Origin of the sequence: Nonomuraea sp. NPDC049649 (assembly GCF_040675175.1) — a bacterium.
Lineage (GTDB): Bacteria > Actinomycetota > Actinomycetes > Streptosporangiales > Streptosporangiaceae > Nonomuraea.
On the sequence record NZ_JBFAOH010000002.1, the window covers coordinates 72,209 to 91,411 of the forward strand.

General features: G+C 72.8%; 21 protein-coding genes. 11 read left to right on the plus strand and 10 right to left on the minus strand.

Going from position 1 to position 19,203, the window contains the following annotated elements; all coding sequences use genetic code 11:
• The first annotated feature begins 29 nt into the window (after positions 1-29).
• Positions 30-617: a helix-turn-helix domain-containing protein gene (locus AB0J42_RS03480; protein WP_364288362.1), complete on the plus strand. Its 588-nt coding sequence runs from the start codon at positions 30-32 to the stop codon at positions 615-617.
• 141 nt (positions 618-758) lie between these two features.
• Entirely contained in the window at positions 759-1,211 is a 453-nt protein-coding gene (locus AB0J42_RS03485; protein WP_364288365.1) for a ribosomal protein L7/L12, read from the plus strand.
• Positions 1,212-1,270: 59 nt separating this feature from the next.
• Here the strand turns inward: AB0J42_RS03485 and AB0J42_RS03490 are convergent, their stop codons facing one another.
• Positions 1,271-1,585: a hypothetical protein gene (locus AB0J42_RS03490; protein WP_364288368.1), complete on the minus strand. Its 315-nt coding sequence runs from the start codon at positions 1,583-1,585 to the stop codon at positions 1,271-1,273.
• Positions 1,586-1,811: 226 nt separating this feature from the next.
• On the opposite strand from AB0J42_RS03490, the gene AB0J42_RS03495 reads away from it, so the two are divergent.
• Entirely contained in the window at positions 1,812-3,035 is a 1,224-nt protein-coding gene (locus tag AB0J42_RS03495) for a hypothetical protein (protein ID WP_364288371.1), read from the plus strand.
• Between the two features lie 221 nt (positions 3,036-3,256).
• On the opposite strand, the gene AB0J42_RS03500 is transcribed toward AB0J42_RS03495, so the two are convergent.
• Positions 3,257-3,847: a TetR family transcriptional regulator gene (locus AB0J42_RS03500; RefSeq protein ID WP_364288374.1), complete on the minus strand. Its 591-nt coding sequence runs from the start codon at positions 3,845-3,847 to the stop codon at positions 3,257-3,259.
• Positions 3,848-3,913: 66 nt separating this feature from the next.
• Here AB0J42_RS03500 and AB0J42_RS03505 point away from each other — a divergent pair, with 66 nt between their 5' ends.
• Positions 3,914-4,768, plus strand: a complete 855-nt coding sequence (locus AB0J42_RS03505; RefSeq protein WP_364288377.1) for an SDR family NAD(P)-dependent oxidoreductase — start codon at positions 3,914-3,916, stop codon at positions 4,766-4,768.
• Between the two features lie 26 nt (positions 4,769-4,794).
• Positions 4,795-7,914 (plus strand): BTAD domain-containing putative transcriptional regulator, encoded by a 3,120-nt coding sequence (locus tag AB0J42_RS03510; protein WP_364288380.1) that lies wholly within the window; start codon positions 4,795-4,797, stop codon positions 7,912-7,914.
• On the opposite strand, the gene AB0J42_RS03515 is transcribed toward AB0J42_RS03510, so the two are convergent.
• The 5 genes from AB0J42_RS03515 to AB0J42_RS03535 all read right to left on the minus strand — a co-directional run bounded on the left by AB0J42_RS03515 (position 7,898) and on the right by AB0J42_RS03535 (position 11,878).
• The gene (locus AB0J42_RS03515) at positions 7,898-8,647 is read right to left on the minus strand and encodes an ABC transporter permease (protein ID WP_364288383.1); all 750 of its coding nucleotides are present in this window, start codon (positions 8,645-8,647) and stop codon (positions 7,898-7,900) included. The genes AB0J42_RS03510 and AB0J42_RS03515 overlap by 17 nt on opposite strands.
• Positions 8,644-9,585, minus strand: coding sequence for an ATP-binding cassette domain-containing protein (locus AB0J42_RS03520; RefSeq protein WP_364288386.1), 942 nt, complete (start codon positions 9,583-9,585; stop codon positions 8,644-8,646). The genes AB0J42_RS03515 and AB0J42_RS03520 overlap by 4 nt, the downstream gene beginning before the upstream one ends.
• A gap of 1 nt (position 9,586) precedes the next feature.
• Positions 9,587-10,783 carry a cytochrome P450 gene (locus AB0J42_RS03525; RefSeq protein WP_364288389.1) on the minus strand — a complete coding sequence of 399 codons (1,197 nt, stop codon included), beginning with the start codon at positions 10,781-10,783 and terminating at the stop codon, positions 9,587-9,589.
• A gap of 70 nt (positions 10,784-10,853) precedes the next feature.
• On the minus strand, positions 10,854-11,486 hold the full coding sequence (locus AB0J42_RS03530; RefSeq protein ID WP_364288392.1) for a transcriptional regulator: 633 nt from the start codon (positions 11,484-11,486) through the stop codon (positions 10,854-10,856).
• Positions 11,483-11,878, minus strand: coding sequence for a DNA-binding protein (locus tag AB0J42_RS03535; protein WP_364288395.1), 396 nt, complete (start codon positions 11,876-11,878; stop codon positions 11,483-11,485). The genes AB0J42_RS03530 and AB0J42_RS03535 overlap by 4 nt, the downstream gene beginning before the upstream one ends.
• A 59-nt stretch (positions 11,879-11,937) precedes the next feature.
• On the opposite strand from AB0J42_RS03535, the gene AB0J42_RS03540 reads away from it, so the two are divergent.
• Complete coding sequence (locus AB0J42_RS03540; RefSeq protein WP_364288397.1) at positions 11,938-13,185, plus strand: PEP/pyruvate-binding domain-containing protein; 1,248 nt, start codon at positions 11,938-11,940, stop codon at positions 13,183-13,185.
• On the plus strand, positions 13,182-13,769 hold the full coding sequence (locus AB0J42_RS03545) for a histidine phosphatase family protein (protein WP_364288400.1): 588 nt from the start codon (positions 13,182-13,184) through the stop codon (positions 13,767-13,769). Before AB0J42_RS03540 ends, AB0J42_RS03545 begins: the two co-directional genes overlap by 4 nt.
• 6 nt (positions 13,770-13,775) lie before the next feature.
• Here the strand turns inward: AB0J42_RS03545 and AB0J42_RS03550 are convergent, their stop codons facing one another.
• The gene (locus AB0J42_RS03550; RefSeq protein WP_364288403.1) at positions 13,776-14,261 is read right to left on the minus strand and encodes a carboxymuconolactone decarboxylase family protein; all 486 of its coding nucleotides are present in this window, start codon (positions 14,259-14,261) and stop codon (positions 13,776-13,778) included.
• 152 nt (positions 14,262-14,413) lie between these two features.
• On the opposite strand from AB0J42_RS03550, the gene AB0J42_RS03555 reads away from it, so the two are divergent.
• Positions 14,414-15,346, plus strand: a complete 933-nt coding sequence (locus tag AB0J42_RS03555; protein WP_364288406.1) for an RNA polymerase sigma-70 factor — start codon at positions 14,414-14,416, stop codon at positions 15,344-15,346.
• 6 nt (positions 15,347-15,352) lie between these two features.
• On the opposite strand, the gene AB0J42_RS03560 is transcribed toward AB0J42_RS03555, so the two are convergent.
• The gene (locus AB0J42_RS03560; protein WP_364288409.1) at positions 15,353-16,240 is read right to left on the minus strand and encodes a LysR family transcriptional regulator; all 888 of its coding nucleotides are present in this window, start codon (positions 16,238-16,240) and stop codon (positions 15,353-15,355) included.
• Positions 16,241-16,319: 79 nt separating this feature from the next.
• On the opposite strand from AB0J42_RS03560, the gene AB0J42_RS03565 reads away from it, so the two are divergent.
• Positions 16,320-17,549: an MFS transporter gene (locus AB0J42_RS03565; protein WP_364288412.1), complete on the plus strand. Its 1,230-nt coding sequence runs from the start codon at positions 16,320-16,322 to the stop codon at positions 17,547-17,549.
• 11 nt (positions 17,550-17,560) lie between these two features.
• Entirely contained in the window at positions 17,561-18,427 is an 867-nt protein-coding gene (locus AB0J42_RS03570; protein ID WP_364288415.1) for an SDR family oxidoreductase, read from the plus strand.
• On the opposite strand, the gene AB0J42_RS03575 is transcribed toward AB0J42_RS03570, so the two are convergent.
• The gene (locus AB0J42_RS03575) at positions 18,397-18,567 is read right to left on the minus strand and encodes a hypothetical protein (protein WP_364288418.1); all 171 of its coding nucleotides are present in this window, start codon (positions 18,565-18,567) and stop codon (positions 18,397-18,399) included. The genes AB0J42_RS03570 and AB0J42_RS03575 overlap by 31 nt on opposite strands.
• A 53-nt stretch (positions 18,568-18,620) precedes the next feature.
• On the opposite strand from AB0J42_RS03575, the gene AB0J42_RS03580 reads away from it, so the two are divergent.
• Entirely contained in the window at positions 18,621-19,127 is a 507-nt protein-coding gene (locus tag AB0J42_RS03580; protein ID WP_364288421.1) for an N-acetyltransferase, read from the plus strand.
• Positions 19,128-19,203: the final 76 nt, after the last annotated feature.

Consider the following 19,203-nt stretch of genomic DNA (forward strand, 5'->3'; position numbering starts at 1 on the left):
CCGCGTTTTGGCAAGTGTGGAGGGTTCCCGTGGCGGACCGATCAACGCAGGCCCGGCCCGCAGGGCGCAAAGATGCGCGCCGCAACTACGAGCGGCTGCTGACAACCGCCCGGACGGCTTTCGCCGAGCACGGCGTCGGCGCTTCCTTGAACGACATCGCGCGCACCGCCGGCGTCGGCAACGTGACCCTCTACCGGCACTTCCCGACCCGCCAGGCACTCCTGGAGGCGTTGCTGGGCGAAAGCCTGCGCGGCCTGAAAGCCCGCTCAGATGAGCTGCTCGCCTCCCCATCCCCGCACCAGGCCCTGACCACCTGGCTCACAGCCGCGGTCGAGCACGCCATGGCCTATCGCGGCCTCGTCGACGCCCTCGTCGACAGCCTTGCCGACCCCGCATCCGAGCTCCACGCCACCTGCCAAGCCGTCAAGGCCGCCGGGGCGCAACTCCTCGACAGAGCCCAGCGCGCGGGGACGATCCGCCCCGATATTGACGCATCAGCCCTTGTCTCTCTGATTGCTTCAGTCGCCTGGGCGGCGGAGCGAACCCCCGCACATCGCGATCGACTTCTGGCCGTCATGTTCGACGGGCTCCACCGCCGAGTGGATGAGCCGGCCTAACCCTGCTGATCCAATGAGATACGAACGGCGCCCACGCCCTGGCGCGGAATAGCCTTCGATCATGCCGTGGCGCAGTCACCCAGGCGAGACTGCCGAGGACTCGCGGGCCTTCTCCAGGCCGGCGCTGTATACCATCCCGTTATGTCAAGCGAGCTGTTAATCCTTCTGATCGCCCTCATTCTCCTCGGCGGCGGCACCGCCCTCATCGTCAGGCTCAACCGAGGCGCCCGCCACGCCGCGGCCCTCGACGAGCCCATCAGGCCCGAACACCTCGAAGAACACCTGCGCACCCTCATCCAGCAGAACAAACAGATCCGCGCCATCAAGCTCCTGCGCGAGCAGACCGGCATGGGCCTCAAAGACGCCAAGGACGCCATCGACGCCCTGGCCGCCGGACGCCCCATCAGTCACCGTGCCTACCTCTGGCTCACCCGCAGCGGCCACACCGCCACACCCGCCCTGCCGCAAGCCGATCTCGTCACCCGCGCCCGCAAACTGAAAGAGGCCGGCAAGACTGAGCAAGCCGTCTTCCTCATACGCGGCGAAACCGGCTGGAACGAGCAAGAGGCCATCGCCTTCGTCGAGGCCCTCTGACACCCGCCCGCGCCCCCTCTACGTACGCTCGAAGCATGCCCATCTCCACCGGGGGCTGATCACGCTGATCTCGTCCTCACTGTCGCGGTCATCTGCCTGATCATCCTGGCCGCCCGGCTCACCATGCGGCCCAGCAACCGGCCCTCCCCCTCGGCAGGACGCCATCGACCAGGCTCGCGCGCGCCCTGGCCTATCGCGCCGGGCGAGCCCTTGGCCAGGTGGTCTACACCCACGCGGTGGCCGCTCATGTGACTGCTCTGCCCGAGGGCGTGACCGAGGAGGACCTCGACGCGGCCCACGACCGGCTGGCAGCCCGGCTGATCGCCGGGCCGCCGGCGCAGGAGCACCGCCACCCCGTTCGCGTTCCTCTCCACGGCGGCCACCGCAAGGCTGCCCCGGGGCGTGCGGGGGTTGCTCCCTGCAAACTGACGCCCGCTGCAGATGTGCGGCACCTTGGAGCTATCCGCATCCGTTAAACAACTCAGGGTTACTTGCGGGAATGTTGCCTTCTCGCAACTAACTGATGTCGTCTCGTACGCAACGAAACAGATTTTCTGAATTTGATTTTCTAGAAAATCGATAATGCTAGGATCTGGAGGTGTGACGGAGACCGACGCGATGGTGAGACCGTGCAAGCACTGCGGTGCGCCGATCGAGCAGAGGCGGGGGCGGGGGAGGCCGAAGGAGTACTGCCCGGAAGGGGACTGTCAGGCGGCCGCCAAGCGGGAGCGGGAGTTGCGGCGGGCCACGCCCGGGCTGGAGGGGGCGCTGGCCAGGGCCGAGCAGTTGTATGAGCGTATGGAGACCGGGTTGGCGGCGGCTATTGAGCCGCTGGCGCGGGCGCTGGCTGATGAGCTGAGCCCGGCGGGGGTGGAGGCGCGGATCAGTGCGATTCAGGCGGAGGCCCACACCCGGGTGGCCATCGCGCGTACTGAGCGGGAGCAGGCGTTCGAGCAGGTGCGGCTGGCTCGGGAGGCGGCTGAACACGCGCGGCGGCAGACCAAGGAGATGCGGGCACGGATGGAGGAGGCCGAGGCCGATCGCGACACCGCGCTGACCGATGCCGAGCGTGCCCGTGAGCAGGCGCTGGCCGCGCTGCGGGAGGCCGCCAGCACTGAACGTCAGGCGCTTCAGGCGGCGGAGGAGGCCGGGCGGCGGGCGGAGGCGGCTGAGCAGCGGGCTGAGGAGGCGCTTCACCGGGCTGAGCTGGCTGAGCGGGCCCGGGAGCAGGCCGTTCGGGAGCTGGCTGAGCGGGTGGAGGCGGCCGAGGCCCGGGTCGAGGAGGCGCGTTCGGAGACCGTACAGGCCAGGGAGGACGCTGAGCGGGCGGCGGAGGAGCGTGATCGGGCCCGGGAGGAGACGGCGGCGGCGGTGCGCGCCCGGGAGCAGGCCGAGCGGGACGCCGCCGGGGCGATCGCGCGGGCGGAGGCGGCGGGGCAGGAGCGTGACCGTGCCGTGGCGCGGGCTGAGAGTGCCGCGCGGGCGGTGGCGGAGGCGGAGCGGGAGCGGGCTATCGCGGTGAACGAGGCCACGCTGGCCCGGGCGGCGGCTGAGGCTGAGGTGGCGCGGGCGCGTGAGGCTGCGGAAGCTGAGGTGAGCCGGGTTCGCGAGGCCGCGGAGGCGGAGAAGGCCGGGGTGCGGCGCGAGCGGGAGCGGGTTGAGAAGGAGGCCGCGGCGGCGGTGCGGGAGCGTGACCAGGCGCTGGTGGAGCTACGGCTTGAACGGTCGAGGCTGGCGGATCTGCGGGCTGAGCTGGAGGCGGCCCGGGCGGAGGCCGCTCAGCTGCGGGAGCGGGCGGTCGCGGCCGAGTTGGGGCGCCGCTGACGGGCTCAGGGGCGTCGGGTCAGAGCTGCCAGGCGTCAGGTAAGAGTCCTGCGGTCCTGCCGACGAAGTAAGAGCCGTGCGGTTCTAGTCGGCCTCAGGTCGGAGCCTTGCGGGCCGCCCGGATGATCGGATCGTGCAGACCCGGATGGGGTTGACGACCGTTCGTGGTCGGTCGCATCCATGTGTGGCGGGCGCTTCGGTACGGGCCGAAAAGTAACACGTCAGGGCCGGGGAGCCAGGGTGGCGAAGGCGTGGTCGATCAGTTCGCGGCGGTCGATCGTGCCGTCGTGGCGGAGCCATTCGCGGCCGGCGGCGTCCAGGGCTGCTGCGGCGCAGGCCGTGAGAAGGTCGGCGGTGAACGGGTCGAGGCCGGAGCCGGGGCGGTCGCGCAGGGCGTCGGTGATCCGGCCGCGCAGGGCGTCGCGTTTCTGGTGGAGGCGGGCGCGGAGCGCGGGCGTCGATTCGATCAGCCGCAGCACCGCCGGGTTCCGCTGCGCGGAGTGGATTTTCTCCTCCCACTCGCCGAGGACGACGTGCAGCACCGTCCAGGGCTCCTCATCCGCCGGCCGGACCCTGATGGCGTCGGCGACCTGGTCGGCCAGGTCCTCGACGTCGCCGAACACCACCTCTTCCTTGGACGGGAAGTAGCGGAAGAAGCTGCGCCTGGACACCCCGGCCGCCGCCGCGATGTCGTCGACCGTCGTCTCCTCGTAGCCGTGCTCGACGAACAGCCGCAGCGCCAGCTCCGCCAGTTCGGCCCGCACCGCTCGCCGGGTCCGCTCCCGCAGCCCCGCCCGATCTTCTGCCTTCATGCATCAAGGATACTTTGTGGCACTACATAGCTAATATGGCACTCGGTGACACACCCGAGGAGGAGCATGAACGGCAAGACCGTCCTGGTGACCGGCAGCACCGGAGGCATCGGGCAAGAGACGGCGCGGGCGCTGGCGGCGATGGGCGCGCACGTCCTCTTAGTGGGCCGCGACCGGGGCCGCGCCGAGGCCGCCGCCCAAGAACTCGGCGGCGCGACCGCCTTCACCGCCGACCTGTCGAGACCGGCGGACCTGCGAGCGCTCGCCGCCGAGGTGAGCACCCGGCACGACCGGCTCGACGTGCTGATCAACAACTTCGGTGGCATGTCCGCCACACGCACCCTGACCGAGGCCGGCGTCGAGACCACCTTCGCGAAGAACGTCCTGGCGCCCTACACCCTGACCTTCCTGCTGCTCCCGCTGCTGCGCGCCGCCCCGGCCGCGCGCGTGGTCAACCTCACCGGCGGCATCCCCGGCGGCCCGATCGACTCCGGGAACCTGGAAGCGGAGAAACGCTTCATCGGCTGGACGTTCTCCCAGTACAACCACGCCAAGACCGCGCTGATGGCGATGAGCCGCCGCTTCGCCGCCCACCTCGCCGACGAGACGATCACCGTCAACGTCGCCTACCCCGGCCACGCCTACACCCCCGGCAACCAGGCCACGCCCGCCGCCGCGTTCCCGTACGCCTACCGCCCACTGGCGCCGATCCTGCACCTGCTGGGCCCGCGGCTGCTCAGCGACCTGACCAAGCCCGCCCGATCCAGCCTCTACCTGGCCACCAGCCCCGACATGCACGGAGTCACCGGCGTCTACGTCAACGCGAAGGCGCAGCGCACCCCCTGGCCCGCCAGCGTCCGAAACGAGGCCAACTGCGACGCCGTCTGGAACCGGTGCCGGCACCACAGCGGGCTCCCCTGACCCGGACGTTCGGCACAATTGCCGGTGTGCGCGTGGGACTGCTCGGGCCGTTCGAGGTCCGCGACCGTGACGGGGCCGTGGTGGAGGTGCCGGGTGTCCGGTTACGCGCGTTGCTCGCCGCGCTCGCCCTCGAACCCGGCCGGGTCGTCACTCGTACGAGGCTCGTCGACTGGATCTGGGGGCCGCGGCCGCCCGCCGACGAGGCGAACGCCCTGCAGGCGCTGGTGTCCAGGCTGCGCAGGGTGCTGCCGGACGGGGTGATCGAAGCGGAGCCGGGCGGGTACCGGCTGGCGGTGGCTCCCGACGCCGTGGACGTGTGCCGGTTCGAGCAACTGGTCGGCCAGGCGCGCGCCGCCGAGCCCGCGGCCCGGGCGGAGCTGCTGCGTGAGGCGCTGGCGCTGTGGCGCGGCCCGGTCATGACGGATCTCAAAGGCGGTGACGCGTTCGACGCGGCGATCACGCGTCTGGAGGAGCTGCGCGTCTCCGCTCTCGCCGACCGGGTGGAGGCGGACGTCCGGCTCGGCCGCGGCGCGGAGCTGGTGGCCGAGCTGACCGAGCTGGTGGCCGCGTACCCGCTGCGTGAGGGGTTCGTGGCGGCGCTGATGAGAGCGCTCGCCGAGGCGGGGCGCGGGACCGAGGCCCTGACCGTCTACCAGCGCACCCGCGAGCGGCTGGCTGAGGAGCTGGGCGCCGACCCGTCGGCGGAGCTGTCCGCGCTGCACACGGCGCTGCTCCGCGGCGAGCTGGGCGAACGGGCCGAGCAGCGCAGGACGAACCTGCGCGCCGAGCTGACGACCTTCGTCGGCCGGGAGGAGGAGGTCGCCGCGCTCGCCACCCTGGCCACCGAGCATCGCCTGGTCACCCTCACCGGTCCGGGCGGGTCGGGCAAGACGAGGCTGGCCACCGAGACCGCGCGGACCATGCTCGGCGAGCTGCCGGACGGGGTGTGGCTGGTGGAGCTGGCCTCCGTCCGGGCGGGCGGTGACGTGGCGCAGGCGGCGCTGACCGCGATCGGCCTGCGCGACCAGGCGGTGCTGGGCGGCGCGCGGGGCGGGGAGCCGATGGACCGGCTGGTCGCCGCGCTCCGGGAGCGTTCGATGCTGCTGATCCTGGACAACTGCGAGCACGTGATCGAACCGGCCGCCGCCTTCGCCGACCGGCTGCTGGGGGAGTGCCGGCGGCTGCGGGTCCTGGCCACGAGCAGGGAACGGCTGGGCATCATCGGTGAGGCGCTGTGGCAGGTCGAGCCGCTGGCGCTGCCCGCGACAGACGCGGCGGCCTCGGCCTCTCCGGCGGTGCGGCTGCTGCGGGACCGCTCGCGTCTGGTGCGCCGCGACCTCGGCTCCGACGCGGGCACCCTGGCGGCGATGGCCCGGATCTGCCGGGCGCTCGACGGGATCCCGCTGGCCATCGAGCTGGCCGCGGCCCGGCTGCGCACCATGTCCGCCGACCTGCTGGCCCGCCGGCTCGACGACCGGTTCCAGCTGCTGACCGGCGGCAGCCGCACGGCGCTGCCCCGCCACCGGACCCTCCGCGCGGTCGTGGACTGGAGCTGGGACCTGCTGACCGAGGACGAACGGCGCGTGCTCCGGCGGCTCTCGGTGTTCGCGGGCGGGGCGAGCCTGGAGGCGGCCGAGCGGGTCTGCGGGGGTTCCGGGGTCTTGGACGTGCTCACCGCGCTCATCGAGAAGTCGCTCGTACTCGCCGACGGCGACGGCGCGCCGCGGTTCCGGATGCTCGACACCATCAGGGAGTACGCGGCGCAGCGGCTCGCCGAGGCCGGGGAGACCGAACAGGCGCGCCGGGCCCACCTCGCCTACTTCGTCGAGCTGACCGAGGCGGCCGATCCGCATCTGCGCCGGACCGAGCAGCTGGAATGGATGGCCGCGCTGGAGGCAGAGCACGACAACATCGGCGCCGCCCTGCGCGGGGCGATCGCCGAGGGCCGGGCCGAGGAGGCGATGCGGCTGGTCGCGGCCACCGGCTGGTACTGGTACCTGGGCGGCCACCGGGCGGAGGGCGTCGAGCTCTGCGTGGCGGCGGCCTCGCTGCCCGGCGAGGTGCCCGACGAGGTGCGGGCGCTGGCGTATCTCGTGGTGACGGTGTTCCTGACCTCCGGCGTCAGCGGCGACCAGTATCAGGCGCGGGAGTGGATCCAGGAGGCGCACCGGCTGGCGGAGCGCAGCGGCTCCCGCCACCCGCTGCTGGGCTTCGCCGGGCTGCTGGAGCTGACACTGCGCCACCCGGCCGAGCTCCTGCCGGCCTTCGACCCGCTCATCGCCAGTCCCGATCCGTGGGTGCGGGCGCAGGCCAGGCTCACGCGTGGCCGGTTCCGGCTCACCCTGAGCGGCGACGAGACCGGCGTGGACCTCGACGCCGAGACCGCCCTCGCCGAGTTCCGCGCGCTGGGGGAGCGGATGGGGATCGCGCTGGCGCTGACCTTCCTGGCCGACCGGCTCGCGATGCGCGGCGCCTTCGCCCGCGCCTGCGCGCACTACGAGGAGGCGGTGGTGGCGCTCACCGAGGTCGGCTCGGCCGAGGACGTGATCAGCATGCGGGCGCGGCTGGCCCAGCTGTACTGGCTGCTGGGCGACGAGCGGTCCTGCGCGGCCGCGCTGGCGGAGGCGCGCCGGTGTGCGGGCGGCATCACCTGGCCGGACGCGCTCGCCCAGCTCGCGCTGGCGGAGGCCCAGCTGGCGCGCTGGCGCGGCGAGCCGGAGCAGGCGTACGGGCATCTGGCGGCGGTGGAGGCGGCGCTGGGCGACGCCGGGATGATCGACTCGGTCCGGGCCATGACGCTGCACCTGCGCGGGTACCTCACCGGCGATCTCGGCGAGGCGCGGGCGTACCGGGCGGAGGCGCTGCGCCTGGCCGGGTCCCACGAGCGCGCGCATCCGCCGACGATCGCCGAGATGCTGGTCGGGATCGCGGATCTCGCGCTGCGCGAGGGTCAGTACGAGCAGGCCGTACGGTTGATCGCGGCGAGTGACGTGGTACGGGGCACGCCCGATCGTTCGCTGCCCGACGCGTCGAGGGTCATCGCGCGGACGCGGGAGCGCCTCGGCGAGGCGGCGTTCGCCGAGGCGGTCCGGGAGGGCCGGCGGCGGGACTGGCGGGAGCTGGCCCGGGTCACCCTCGCTTCGTGAAGTTCGCCCGCGCCAACAGGTAGCCGACGAGCGTGAGGCCGAGGCACCAGGCGACCGCCGTGACGGCCGTGCCCGCCGAGGGCCTGCCGGTGAGCAGCCCGCGCAGGGTTTCGATGATCGGGGTGAACGGCTGGTACTCCGCGAACTGCCGCACCCCCGGCCCCATCGTGCCCGCGGGGACGAAGGCGCTGCTCAGGAAGGGCAGGAGCATCAGCGGGACGGCCGCCATGCCCGCGCTCTCCGGCGTCCCGGCGGCCAGGCCGAACGCCACGGCCAGCCAGGAGAGCGCCACCACCGTCAGTACGACGAGGCCGATCACGCCGAGCCACTGCGCGAAGGTCGCCGACGGCCGGAAGCCGATGGCCAGCGCGATGGCGACGATGAGCGTGATGGCGACCAGGCTCCGCAGGGTGGTCAGCACCACGTGGGCGCCGAGCACCGCGGCCCGTGACACCGCCATGACCCGGAGCCGGTCGATGAACCCGGTCGTCATGTCGGCGTTCACCGCGATGGCGGTGGCGCTGATGCCGTAGCCGATGGCCGTGATGATCAGGCCCGGGGTGACGTAGTCGATGTACGCGACGCCCACGCTGAACGCGCCGCCGAACACGTACACCATCATGAAGATCAGGAACACCGGGACGATGAGGGCGTTGAACAGCGCCAGCGGAGTCCTCATCGCGTGCCGGAAGTTCCGCCGCACCAGGGTCGTGAAATCCGACAGGGCGTTCACCGTACGGCCTCCTCGTCCGCGCGGCCGGTCAGGGCGAGGAAGACGTCGTCCAGGTCCGGGGTGCGCACCGACAGTTCGTCGACCTCGACGGCGTGCGCGTCGAGGCGTTCGAGCAGGGCGCGGAGCGTCCGCACCCGGCCGTCGCCGGGGACGCGCAGGCTCAGCTCGTCCCCGTCCCGGGCGGACCCGGGCAGGACGCGGGCCGCGCGGTCCCAGGCGGCCTGGTCGGCGAAGCGCAGCAGGACGTGGCTGCCGGGCACCCGGCGCTTGAGCTCGTCCGGCGTGCCCTCGGCGACCAGCCGGCCCTGATCGAGTACGGCGATGTGGCCGGCGAGCTGGTCGGCCTCCTCCAGATACTGCGTGGTGAGGAAGACGGTCGTGCCGCCCGCGGCCAGCTCCCGGATGATCTCCCACATGGTGCGGCGGCTGCGCGGGTCGAGGCCCGTCGTGGGCTCGTCCAGGAAGATGATGCGCGCCTGGCCGACCAGCGTCATCGCCAGGTCCAGCTTGCGGCGCATGCCTCCGGAGTACGAGGAGACCAGCGTGTGCGCGGCCCCGGCCAGGCCGAACCGGTCGAGCAGCCGCTGGGCGGTCCGCCTGCCCTCGGCCTTGGGCAGGTGCAGCAGGTCCGCCATCATGCGCAGGTTCTCCTCGCCGGTGAGCAGCTGGTCCACCGAGGCGAACTGCCCGGTGACGCCGATGGCCGCGCGCACCGCCCCGGTCTCCGCGGTCACGTCGTGCCCGGCGACGGTCACCTTCCCGGCGTCCGGGGGCAGCAGCGTGGTCAGCACCTTCACGATCGTGGTCTTGCCGGCGCCGTTGGGTCCCAGCAGGGCGAAGATCGTGCCGTTCCGTACCTCCAGGTCGATGCCGTCCAGCACGACCTTGTCCCGGTAGGCCTTGCGCAGCCCCGAGACCGCGACGGCTGTTGCGTCCACCTCACGCCTCCCAGGTGACGGGCAGGCTCTTGACCCCGTAGATGTCCGCGGTCTCCGGGCGCAGGGCGACCTCGCCGGGCGGGACGGCCAGCCGGAGCGTGGGGAAGCGGTTCAGCAGCGCGGGGAAGGCGACCCGCATCTCGACGCGGGCCAGCTGCTGGCCCAGGCACTGGTGGATGCCGTGGCCGAAGGCCAGGTGGCCGCCGTTCTGCCTGCGCAGGTCGAGTGTGTGGGGGTCGGGGAAGCGCCCGGGGTCGCGGTTGGCGGTGTGGTACGACAGGATCACCGTCGTGCCGGCCTCGATCGTGTGGCCGCCGAGCTCGACGTCCTCCAGCGCGGTCCGCATGAACGTCTTGGCCACGCTCAGGTACCGCATCAGCTCCTCCACGGCGCTGTCGATGAGCGCGGGCTCGGCGCGCAGCGCCTCCAGCTGGGCCGGGTGGCGCAGCAGCGCGAAGGTGCCCAGTGCCAGCATGTTCGCGGTGGTGTCGAGCCCGGCCGCCAGCAGGATCAGGGCGATGCCGCGCAGCTCCTCGTCGGTCAGGTCTTCGCCGGTCAGGTCGCCGAGCACGTCGTCGGTGGGGTTCGCGCGCTTGGCGGCGACCAGCTCCGCGAGATAGTCCTGGGTCGCGGTGTAGGCCGCGATCAGCTCCTCGTCGCTCGTCTCCCCGCCGAGGAACTTGTCGACCTGCTCCTGGAAGGAGCCCCGGTCCTGGTAGGGAACCCCCAGCAGCTCGCAGATCACGACGGCGGGGATGGGCTTGGCGAACGCGGTCACCAGGTCCGCCGGCGGCCCGGTCTTCTCCATGGTGTCCAGGTGGTCGGCGGTGATCTGCTCGACGCGCTCGGCGAGCTGCCGCATCCGCCGCACGGTGAACTTGCCCACCAGCGGCCGGCGGTAGCGCCCGTGCTGCGGCTCGTCCATGAGCAGGAACTCGCCGGGCGGCGCCGGCGGGATCTCCATGCCGGAGACGTCGATCGACGGGTGGAGCATCAGCTCCTTCCGCGAGCTGAACCGCTGGTCGGCCAGGACCGCCCTGACCAGGTCGTATCCGGTGATCAGCCAGCCCTGCTTCCCGCCTGGGAAGAGGTAGCGGCTGATCGGGCCGCGCTCGCGGGCCTGGACCAGCTCCTGCGGCGGGTCGAACGGACAGCCGGGCCGGCGCGCGGCGGGCAGCGAGGTGAAGACGTGTTCCATGACGCCCACCCTCGCCCGCCGCGCTGACACCGGCCCGTCGCCGCCCTGACACGCCCGCTGACAGGACGCCTCAGCTGCCGTCCCGGGTCAGGCCGAGGGTCGCGATCAGGTCCTCGTGGAGCTCGAACCAGACCCGGTGGCAGGAGTCGACGTCGGTACGGTCGACCCAGCCGCCGTCCCCGGCCTGGGCGCGCGCCAGCGCCGAGCTGAACCGGGTGTCGTAGCCGCGGAACCGGCCGAGCACGCGCGCGAGCCGGTCGGCCAGCGGCTTGAGCGCCCGGTCGACGTTCGCCAGCTCATGGAGGACTCCGGCGTCCCATGCGGGGTCGGAGTGGTCGTTGACGGCGAGCCGGTCGCCGTCGGCGGGCCGGAGCTGCCAGTCGGTGCAGGCCCGCTGCAGGATGGCGTTGAGCGGCAGGAACGTGCGGTAGACGTCGTGGACCTCATCGGCCCGGCCGGTCCCGGCGAGCTCTTCCGCGAGCCGCCGCTCGTTCTCGGCCTTCCCCGCCTCGGTCAGTGACCAGCCGCCGTCGCCCGCGAAGGAGCTGTAGGCGACCCAGCCGCGGGCCTCGGCGTCGAGCAGCATCTCCTTCGTCTCGGCCGGGTCGAGCCCGTAGCGGCGGGCGATCACGGGGGTGTCGCCGAACCCGGTGACGCGCACGGCGTGCAGGACCAGCAGGTCGGCTGCGGATTCCCGGGTCATGAGCCGCCTCCCTGCCGGGCGGTGAGGCGAGTGTAGTGCTGCTGGCACGCCTGCGGAGAGTTGAACCCCATCGCGTCGGCCATCTGGGCCCAGGTCAGCCCGGCGCTCCTGGCGGTGAACAGCAGGCCGCTTTCGAGCCCTTCGACCTCGGCGCGGGCGGCGGGCAGGAGGGCGAGCGCGCTCAGGATGTCCTCCGGGCTCAGGTCGGTGCCGCGCCAGAGGGCGAAGTGGGCGAGGTCGATCGCCGACGGCGGCATGGGCGCGGGCCGCCACGGGCGGGGGCCGAGCGCGTCGGCGCCCAGCCGCATCAGGTGCTCGCGCGCTTCCTTCTCGCGGTGGGCCTGGGCGTGGTCGGCCCGCGCGCTCCGAGCGATGTCGTCCTTGCGTTGCATGGGCCTCAGCATGCAGAATCAACGAAACGTTGTCAACAAAACGTTGAAAGGCTGGATTGATGCTCGTACCCCTCGGCGAGGCCGACGCCGACACCTGCGGGGGCAAGGCCGGCGCGCTGGGCACGCTGCTCCGCGCGGGCCTGCCGGTTCCCGGCGGCTTCGTCGTCCCGTTCGCCGCGTACCGCGCGCGCCTCGACGCCGGCGCGATCGGGCGCGCGCTCGCCGAGCTGGGCGATCCGCCCGTGGCGGTGCGGTCGTCGGCGTCCGGCGAGGACGGCGCGCGGGCGTCGGCGGCGGGCCAGCACGAGAGCTTCCTCGCCGTGTGCGGCGCCGGCGCGGTGGCGGAGGCCGTACGGGCGTGCTGGGCCTCGCTGTATTCACCCCGGGCCGTCGGCTACCGGGCGGCCTCCGGCGGCGGCGATCCCGTCATGGCCGTGATCGTCCAGCGGCAGGTGGACGCCGAGGTGTCGGGCGTCATGTTCACCGGCGAACCGACCCGGATCGAGGCGTCCTACGGGCTCGGGCCCAGCGTCGTGGAGGGCAAGGTCACCCCCGACTCCTACGCCGTCACCGCGGACGGCCCGGTCAGCCGCACCCTCGCCGACAAGCGGACCCGCCTCGACCGGCGCGGCACCCGGCTGGTCACCACCGACGTCCCCGCCCATGCCCGGAACCGTCCGGCGATCGACGACGCCACCGCTCGACGGTTGGCCGCGGTGGGTGAGCGGATCGCCGCCGTCCTGGGCGGCCGGCAGGACATCGAGTGGGCCATCACCGGCGACGACCTCTGGATCCTCCAGTCGAGACCGGTCACCGCCGCCCTCCCTCCGCCCCTCAGCAGAGGGAACGCATCCACCACCCCGCTCACCGGAACACCGGCCGCCTCCCTGCTCACCGGGAGGCAGGACGCCGTCCCGGGCACCTCTCCGGCCGGGACGGGAGAGAGCGGGACCACCGGGACGCCAGAAGGCGCGACCGGCGCGCTGAACGGGACGCCGGGGAGCCGGGGGAGCGCGACCGGGGCCGCGAGGATCGTCCGGGGGCCGGGTGACTTCGCGCGGGTGCGGCCCGGCGACATCCTCGTCTGCCCGTACACCGATCCCGCCTGGACGCCGCTGCTGCGTATCGCCGCCGGGGTCGTCACCGAGACCGGCGGCGTGCTGTCCCACGCCGCGATCGTGGCGCGCGAGTACGGCATCCCCGCTGTCCTCGGCGTGCGGGGCGCGATGGACGGGCTCCGGGACGGCGCCCTCATCACCGTCGACGGCAACGCCGGGACGGTCACGACAGCTACGGAGATTTCATGACACGACACCTGTACCTGGCCCGCCACGGCGAGGCCGACGCGTTCGGGAACCTCACCGACACCGGCCGCAGGCAGTCGGCCCTGCTGGGCGAGCGGCTGACCAAGGTCCCGGTGGACGCCGTGTGGCACTCCCCGCTCCCGCGCGCCGCCGCGAGCGCACACGAGGCCGCCCGGCACCTGCCGGGCGTCCCCGTCAAGAAGGCCGATGAACTCATCGACCACGTGCCCTACGTCCCGAGCCCCGAGGAGACGCCCCCGTCCTGGGCCGGTTTCTTCGACGGCTACGACGAGGCGGAGGCGGCCTCGGGCCGGCGGCTCGCCGACGCTCTGGTGGCCCGGTTCGCGCAGCCCCGGCCCGACACCCACGAGCTCCTGATCACGCACGCCTACCCGATCGCCTGGCTGGTGCGGCACGCCCTGGGCGCGCCACCGGTGAGGTGGCTCGGGCTGAACAGCGCCAACACCGCGCTGACGGTCATCGAGTACCGCGACGGCCTGCCGCCCACGCTGGTGATGTTCAACGACCTGAGCCACCTCCCGCCCGGCCTGCGCTGGACCGGCTTCCCCAGCGCAGTCAGGCCGTGAAACGGGTCAGTCGAACGCGCCCGCGTACATGCCGGGCTCGTAGGAGCCGCCCGGGTTGCGCACGATCACGTTCATCCGGTTGGCCGCGTTGACCATGGCGACGAGGGCGATCAGCGCGCCGATCTGGTCGTCGTCGTAGTGCTTGCGCACCTCGGCCCAGGTCTCGTCGGACACACCCGGGGCGGCGTCGGCGAGCCGGGTGCCCTCCTCGGCGAGCGCCAGCGCGGCCCGCTCGGCCTCGGTGAACACGATCGCCTCGGGCCAGACGGCGACCAGGCTGAGCCGGAGCGGGGTCTCGCCGGCGGCCGTGGCCTCCTTGGTGTGGATGTCGACGCAGGGGGCGCAGCCGTTGATCTGGCTGATGCGCAGCATCACCAGCTCCCGCGTGGCCTTGGGCAGCGTCGACTGTTCGACGGCCATCCCGGCGCCGTGGATGCGCTTGGCGAACGTCATGGCGATCTGGCTGTCGAACAGGTTGAATCGGGGTTCCATCGTCATCCTCACTCGTGCTGATGCGTACGAACACAAGACGCCGGGTGAGCGGCACGTGTGACGGCGAGGTGACATAGCCCACAGAACGGTCACAAAACAGCGGGGAGCGGCGTCTGGTGTGTGAGACAGCCGCGAGTGAAGAGGAGTCACCCATGCCCGGCACGTCGCCGACCGCGCCCCGGGGGCGCGGCGACGCCGGAAGCGCCCGCGACCGCGCCACCGAGGCGTTCGTCGCCCACCGCAACCTGCTGTTCACCGTCGCCTACGAGATGCTGGGCTCGGCCGCCGACGCCGAGGACGTGCTGCAGGAGACGTGGCTGCGCTGGGTGGGCGTGGATCTCGACACCGTACGGGACGAGCGCGCCTATCTGGTACGGATCGTCACCCGGCAGGCGCTGACCCAGCTGCGCACCCTCGACCGGCGCAAGGAGTCCTACGTCGGCCCCTGGCTGCCCGAGCCGCTGCTCACCTCGCCCGACGTGGCCGAGGACGTCGAGCTGGCCGACAGCGTGTCGATGGCGATGCTGCTGGTGATGGAGACGCTGCAGCCGACCGAGCGGGCGGTGTTCGTGCTGCGCGAGGTGTTCGACGTGACCTATCACGAGATCGCCGAGGCGGTCGGCAAGAGCCAGGCCACGGTCCGCCAGATCGCCCACCGGGCGCGCGCCCACGTGGCGGCCCGCCGGCCGCGCGGAACCGCCACCCCGGCCCAGGCCCGCGGCGCGCTCCAGGCGTTCCAGCGGGCGGTCGAGACGGGCGACCTGCAGGGCCTGCTCGACCGGCTCGCGCCGGACGTCGTCCTGATGGGCGACGGCGGCGGCGTCAGGCAGGCGCTGCCCCGACCCGTCGTGGGGGCCGAGAAGGTGGCCCGCGTGCTGTCGGCCGGCCTGCCCAGGCTGCCCGTCGGCGTGACGGCGGAGCCGGTGCTGGTCAACGGCTGGCCGGCGCTGATCGTCCGGTTCGAGGGCGAGATCGACAACGTCGTGACGGTGCGCCTCGACGACGGCCTGATCACCGGGCTCTACGTCGTCCGCAACCCCGAGAAGCTGTCGCGGGTCGAGCACGAGACCGCCATGAGCCGCTGAAGCAGGTCACGACTCCTGCTCGGCCACGGGCACGCCCAGCGCGGACAGGAAGGCCGAGGCGGCGGGGGAGGGCCGGAACCGGCTCCAGATGAGGTGCTCCACCCGGCCCGGGGCGTCGCTGAGCCGGACGACGGGCAGGTCCGGGAGGGCGGGCGTGAAGGCGGCGGGCAGCATGCCGATCACCAGGCCCTCCCGGATCAGCCGGGCCATGAACTCGGGGGTCGACACCTCGAAGGCGACCTCGCGCCGCACGCCCGCCGCGGCGAAGGCGTCGTCGGACTGGATCCGCCCGGCCGAGCCCGCGGGGAAGTCGACGAACGGCTCGTCCGCCAGCCGGCTCAGCGGCACGCGCTCCGCCCCGGCGAGCGGATGGCCGGGCGACACCACGGCGACCAGCTCGCCGCGCGCCAGCTCCCGGCCGCGCACCCCCTTGGGCCGCGAGCCCAGGGGAAGCCCCAGGAAGGCGACGTCCATCGTGCCCTGCCGCACCCGCTCGATCATGTCCTCGCTGGCGCCGGAGCGCAGCGTTATCCGCACCGCCCGGTGGCGCAGGTGGAACCGCTTCAGCGCGACCGGCAGATCGACGGCCGTGACGGTCGGGATGGTGCCGATGGCGAGCTTGCCGCGGATCTCGCCCGCGGCGGCGGCCACCTCGGCGCGGGCCCGCTCGGCGGCGTCGATGGCCTGGCGGGCGGCCGGGAGGAACGCCTCACCGGCGGGGGTCAGCCGGACGCGGCGGCTGGTGCGGTCGAACAGCTTGGCGCCCAGCTCGCGCTCCAGCCGGGCGATCTGATGACTCAGCGCGGACTGGACGACCCGGCACTGCTCGGCCGCGCGGGTGAAGTTGCGCGTCTCGGCGACGGCGACGACATAGCGCATCTGCTGGAGCTCCATGGATCAATCGTGATGCACGATCGTTCATATGACAAACATGTGTTGGACTCATTGATCGTCGATCCCCGAAGCTGGACGCATGACATCCAGACCGCAACTTTCCCGCGGGCTGCTCCTGCTCATGTCGGCCGCGACAGGGCTGGCGGTCTCGGGCAACTACTTCGCCCAGCCGCTCCTCGACCTCATCGGCCAGGAGCTGCGGCTCGGGCCCTCGCTGGCGGCGCTGACCGTGACGGCCGCGCAGGCCGGGTACGCGCTGGGGCTGATCCTGCTGGTGCCGCTCGGCGACCTGATGGAGCGGCGGCGGCTCGCCGTGGCGCTCTACGCGGCGACCGCGCTGTTCCTGCTGGTGTCGGCCGCCGCACCCAACGGCACGGTGCTCCTGGTCAGCACCGCGCTGACCGCGCTGACCTCGGTCGCCGCGCAGGTCGTGGTGCCGTTCGCGGCCACGCTGGCCGACCCGGCGGAGCGCGGCCGGGTGGTCGGCACGGTGATGACCGGGCTGATGCTCGGCCTGCTGCTCGCCCGTACCGCCTCCGGAGCGCTGGCGGACCTGGGCGGCTGGCGGACCGTCTACTGGGTGAGCGCCGCGCTGATGGCGCTGATGGCCGTGCTGCTGCGGATCTTCCTGCCCCGCCTCGGCGGGGACGGCGAGCGGCTGTCGTACGCCGGGCTGCTCCGCTCGACGCTGGCGATGTTCCGGTACGAGCCGCTGCTGCGGTGGCGGGCCGGGATCGGGGCGCTGAGCATGGCCTCGTTCAGCGTGCTGTGGACGTCGCTCACGTTCCTGCTGGCCGGGCCGTACGGCTGGTCGGAGTCGGCCATCGGCCTGGTCGGCCTGATCGGCGTCGCCGGGGCGGTGACCGCCACGGTGGCGGGACGGCTGGCCGACCGGGGGCTCGTCCAGGTGGTGAGCGGCGCCGGGACGATCCTGCTGGTGGCGTCCTGGCTGGCGCTCGGCGCGGGGGCGAGCTCGCTGTTCTGGCTGCTCGCCGGCGTGCTCGTCCTGGACCTGGCCCATCAGGCCGTGCTCAACAGCAGCCAGAACGTCATCTACGCGCTCCGGCCCGAGGCCCGCAACCGGATCAACTCCGCCTTCATGACCGCGTTCTTCGCCGGCGGCGCGGCGGGCTCCGCGCTCACGTCGGTGATCTGGGTGCACGGCGGCTGGGCCGGCGTGTCCCTCCTGGGCGGCGTCCTCTCGGCCGGCGCCGTCGCCCTGTGGGTCCTGGAACGCGTCACCTCCGGCCGCACGACCCCGAAGACCCCGGCCCACCCGGCGCCCGCCGGATCGGCCACCCGACCCTGAAGGAGACAGCCATGTCACGCACCGTCCTGATCACCGGGGCCACCGGAACCGTGTCCACCGCGCTGATGAACGCACTGGCCGGGACCGGCGTCACCCTGCGCGCCCTGGTCCGCGACGAGTCGAGAGCCCCGCAAGGCGCGGAGATACGCGTCGGCGACCTGGACGACCCCAAGACGCTGCCGCCCGCCTTCGAGGGCGTGCAGGACCTGTGGCTGCTCACCCCGAACAGCCCGCGCGCCCCGGAGAACAGCATGAACGCCCTGTGGGCCGCGCGCCGGGCCGGGGTGGAGCGCGTCGTGCGGCTGTCCGTGATCGGGGCGGCGCCCGACGCGCCGAACCGCAGCGGCAGGCTGCACGCGCTGTCGGACCAGGAGCTCGAACACTCCGGCCTGCGCTGGACGATCCTGCGCCCGCACTGGTTCATGCAGAACCTGCTGAACGAGGCGGACGACATCGCCGCCACCGGCACGTTCTCCCTCAACATGGACACCGCCCGCGTCGGCATGATCGACGTCCACGACATCGCCGCGTGCGCCGCCCGCGTCCTCCTCGACGGCCCGGACCGTCACCACGGCAGGACCTACACGCTCACCGGCCCGCGCTCGCTGACGTTCGACGAGGTCGCCGCCGAGCTGAGCCGCGCGTGGGGCAGGCCGATCACCTACCTGCCGGTCAGCGACGAGGCCAAGCGCAAGGCGCTGCTCGGCCACGGCATGCCCGCGTGGGTGGCCGACATGCTGGAGGAGTACGCGCAGGCGTACGCCACCGGGTGGGGCGACCTCACCACCGACACGGTCGCGGCCCTGCTCGGCCGCCCGCCGCGCGACGTCGCCGACTTCGCCCGCGATCACGCCGGGGCGTTCAGCGCCGGGGCGTGATGCTCGGCCTCGGGGAAGCGGGCAGAGGGCTCGTCCGGCAAGGGCTGCCTGCTCCCCTTCAGGTGGTGGTCGAGGAAGGCCGCCACGTACGTGCGAGTCAGCCCGGAGGCACGGGCCGGGGACAGGAATCTCAATATCAAGCGGCCGTAAGCTAGCCTGCATACCTTCCGAAGCAGGCGATGAGGAGCGGCGCATGACCTGGCTCGCCCGGCCCGAGACCGAGGCCGACCGCTCCGCCGTCCGCGAGGTCAACCTGGCCGCCTTTCCCACCCCGGCGGAGGCCGACCTGGTCGACGCGCTGCGGGCCGACCCGCGGGCGTGGATCCCGGGCCTGTCCTGGGTCGCCGAGACGCCCGGCGGCCACATCGCCGGATTCGCGCTGCTCACCCGCTGCCACGTCGACGGGTCCCCGGCGCTGGCCCTGGCCCCGTGCGCCGTCCGCCCCGAATACCAGCGGCAGGGCGCCGGCTCGGCCGCCATCCGCGCCGCGCTGGACGCCGCCCGGCGGCAGGGCGAGAACCTGGTGCTGGTGCTCGGCCACGCCGCCTACTACCCCCGGTTCGGCTTCGTCCCGGCCTCGCGCCACGCCATCCGGGCGCCCTTCGAGGTGGATGACGCCTCGATGATGGTGCTCGTCTTCGACCCGGCGCGGCCGGTGCCGTCCGGCACCATCCGCTACCCGGCCGCCTTCGGCGTCTGACTTTTCCAGATTCTTCCGAAAAATACAGAATTGCGCTTCGAACGTGCGTAAAGGTTCGTGTTTTCGGTAATAGCGG

Bases quoted from the DNA above. Each gene is read 5' to 3' on its own strand.
- AB0J42_RS03485 (WP_364288365.1), top strand. From the start codon at position 759: ATGTCAAGCGAGCTGTTAATCCTTCTGATCGCCCTCATTCTCCTCGGC.
- AB0J42_RS03500 (WP_364288374.1), bottom strand. From the start codon at position 3,847: ATGAAGGCAGAAGATCGGGCGGGGCTGCGGGAGCGGACCCGGCGAGCG.
- AB0J42_RS03505 (WP_364288377.1), top strand. From the start codon at position 3,914: ATGAACGGCAAGACCGTCCTGGTGACCGGCAGCACCGGAGGCATCGGG.
- AB0J42_RS03525 (WP_364288389.1), bottom strand. From the start codon at position 10,783: ATGGAACACGTCTTCACCTCGCTGCCCGCCGCGCGCCGGCCCGGCTGT.
- AB0J42_RS03530 (WP_364288392.1), bottom strand. From the start codon at position 11,486: ATGACCCGGGAATCCGCAGCCGACCTGCTGGTCCTGCACGCCGTGCGC.
- AB0J42_RS03535 (WP_364288395.1), bottom strand. From the start codon at position 11,878: ATGCAACGCAAGGACGACATCGCTCGGAGCGCGCGGGCCGACCACGCC.
- AB0J42_RS03540 (WP_364288397.1), top strand. From the start codon at position 11,938: ATGCTCGTACCCCTCGGCGAGGCCGACGCCGACACCTGCGGGGGCAAG.
- AB0J42_RS03545 (WP_364288400.1), top strand. From the start codon at position 13,182: ATGACACGACACCTGTACCTGGCCCGCCACGGCGAGGCCGACGCGTTC.
- AB0J42_RS03550 (WP_364288403.1), bottom strand. From the start codon at position 14,261: ATGGAACCCCGATTCAACCTGTTCGACAGCCAGATCGCCATGACGTTC.
- AB0J42_RS03555 (WP_364288406.1), top strand. From the start codon at position 14,414: ATGCCCGGCACGTCGCCGACCGCGCCCCGGGGGCGCGGCGACGCCGGA.
- AB0J42_RS03560 (WP_364288409.1), bottom strand. From the start codon at position 16,240: ATGGAGCTCCAGCAGATGCGCTATGTCGTCGCCGTCGCCGAGACGCGC.
- AB0J42_RS03565 (WP_364288412.1), top strand. From the start codon at position 16,320: ATGACATCCAGACCGCAACTTTCCCGCGGGCTGCTCCTGCTCATGTCG.
- AB0J42_RS03570 (WP_364288415.1), top strand. From the start codon at position 17,561: ATGTCACGCACCGTCCTGATCACCGGGGCCACCGGAACCGTGTCCACC.
- AB0J42_RS03580 (WP_364288421.1), top strand. From the start codon at position 18,621: ATGACCTGGCTCGCCCGGCCCGAGACCGAGGCCGACCGCTCCGCCGTC.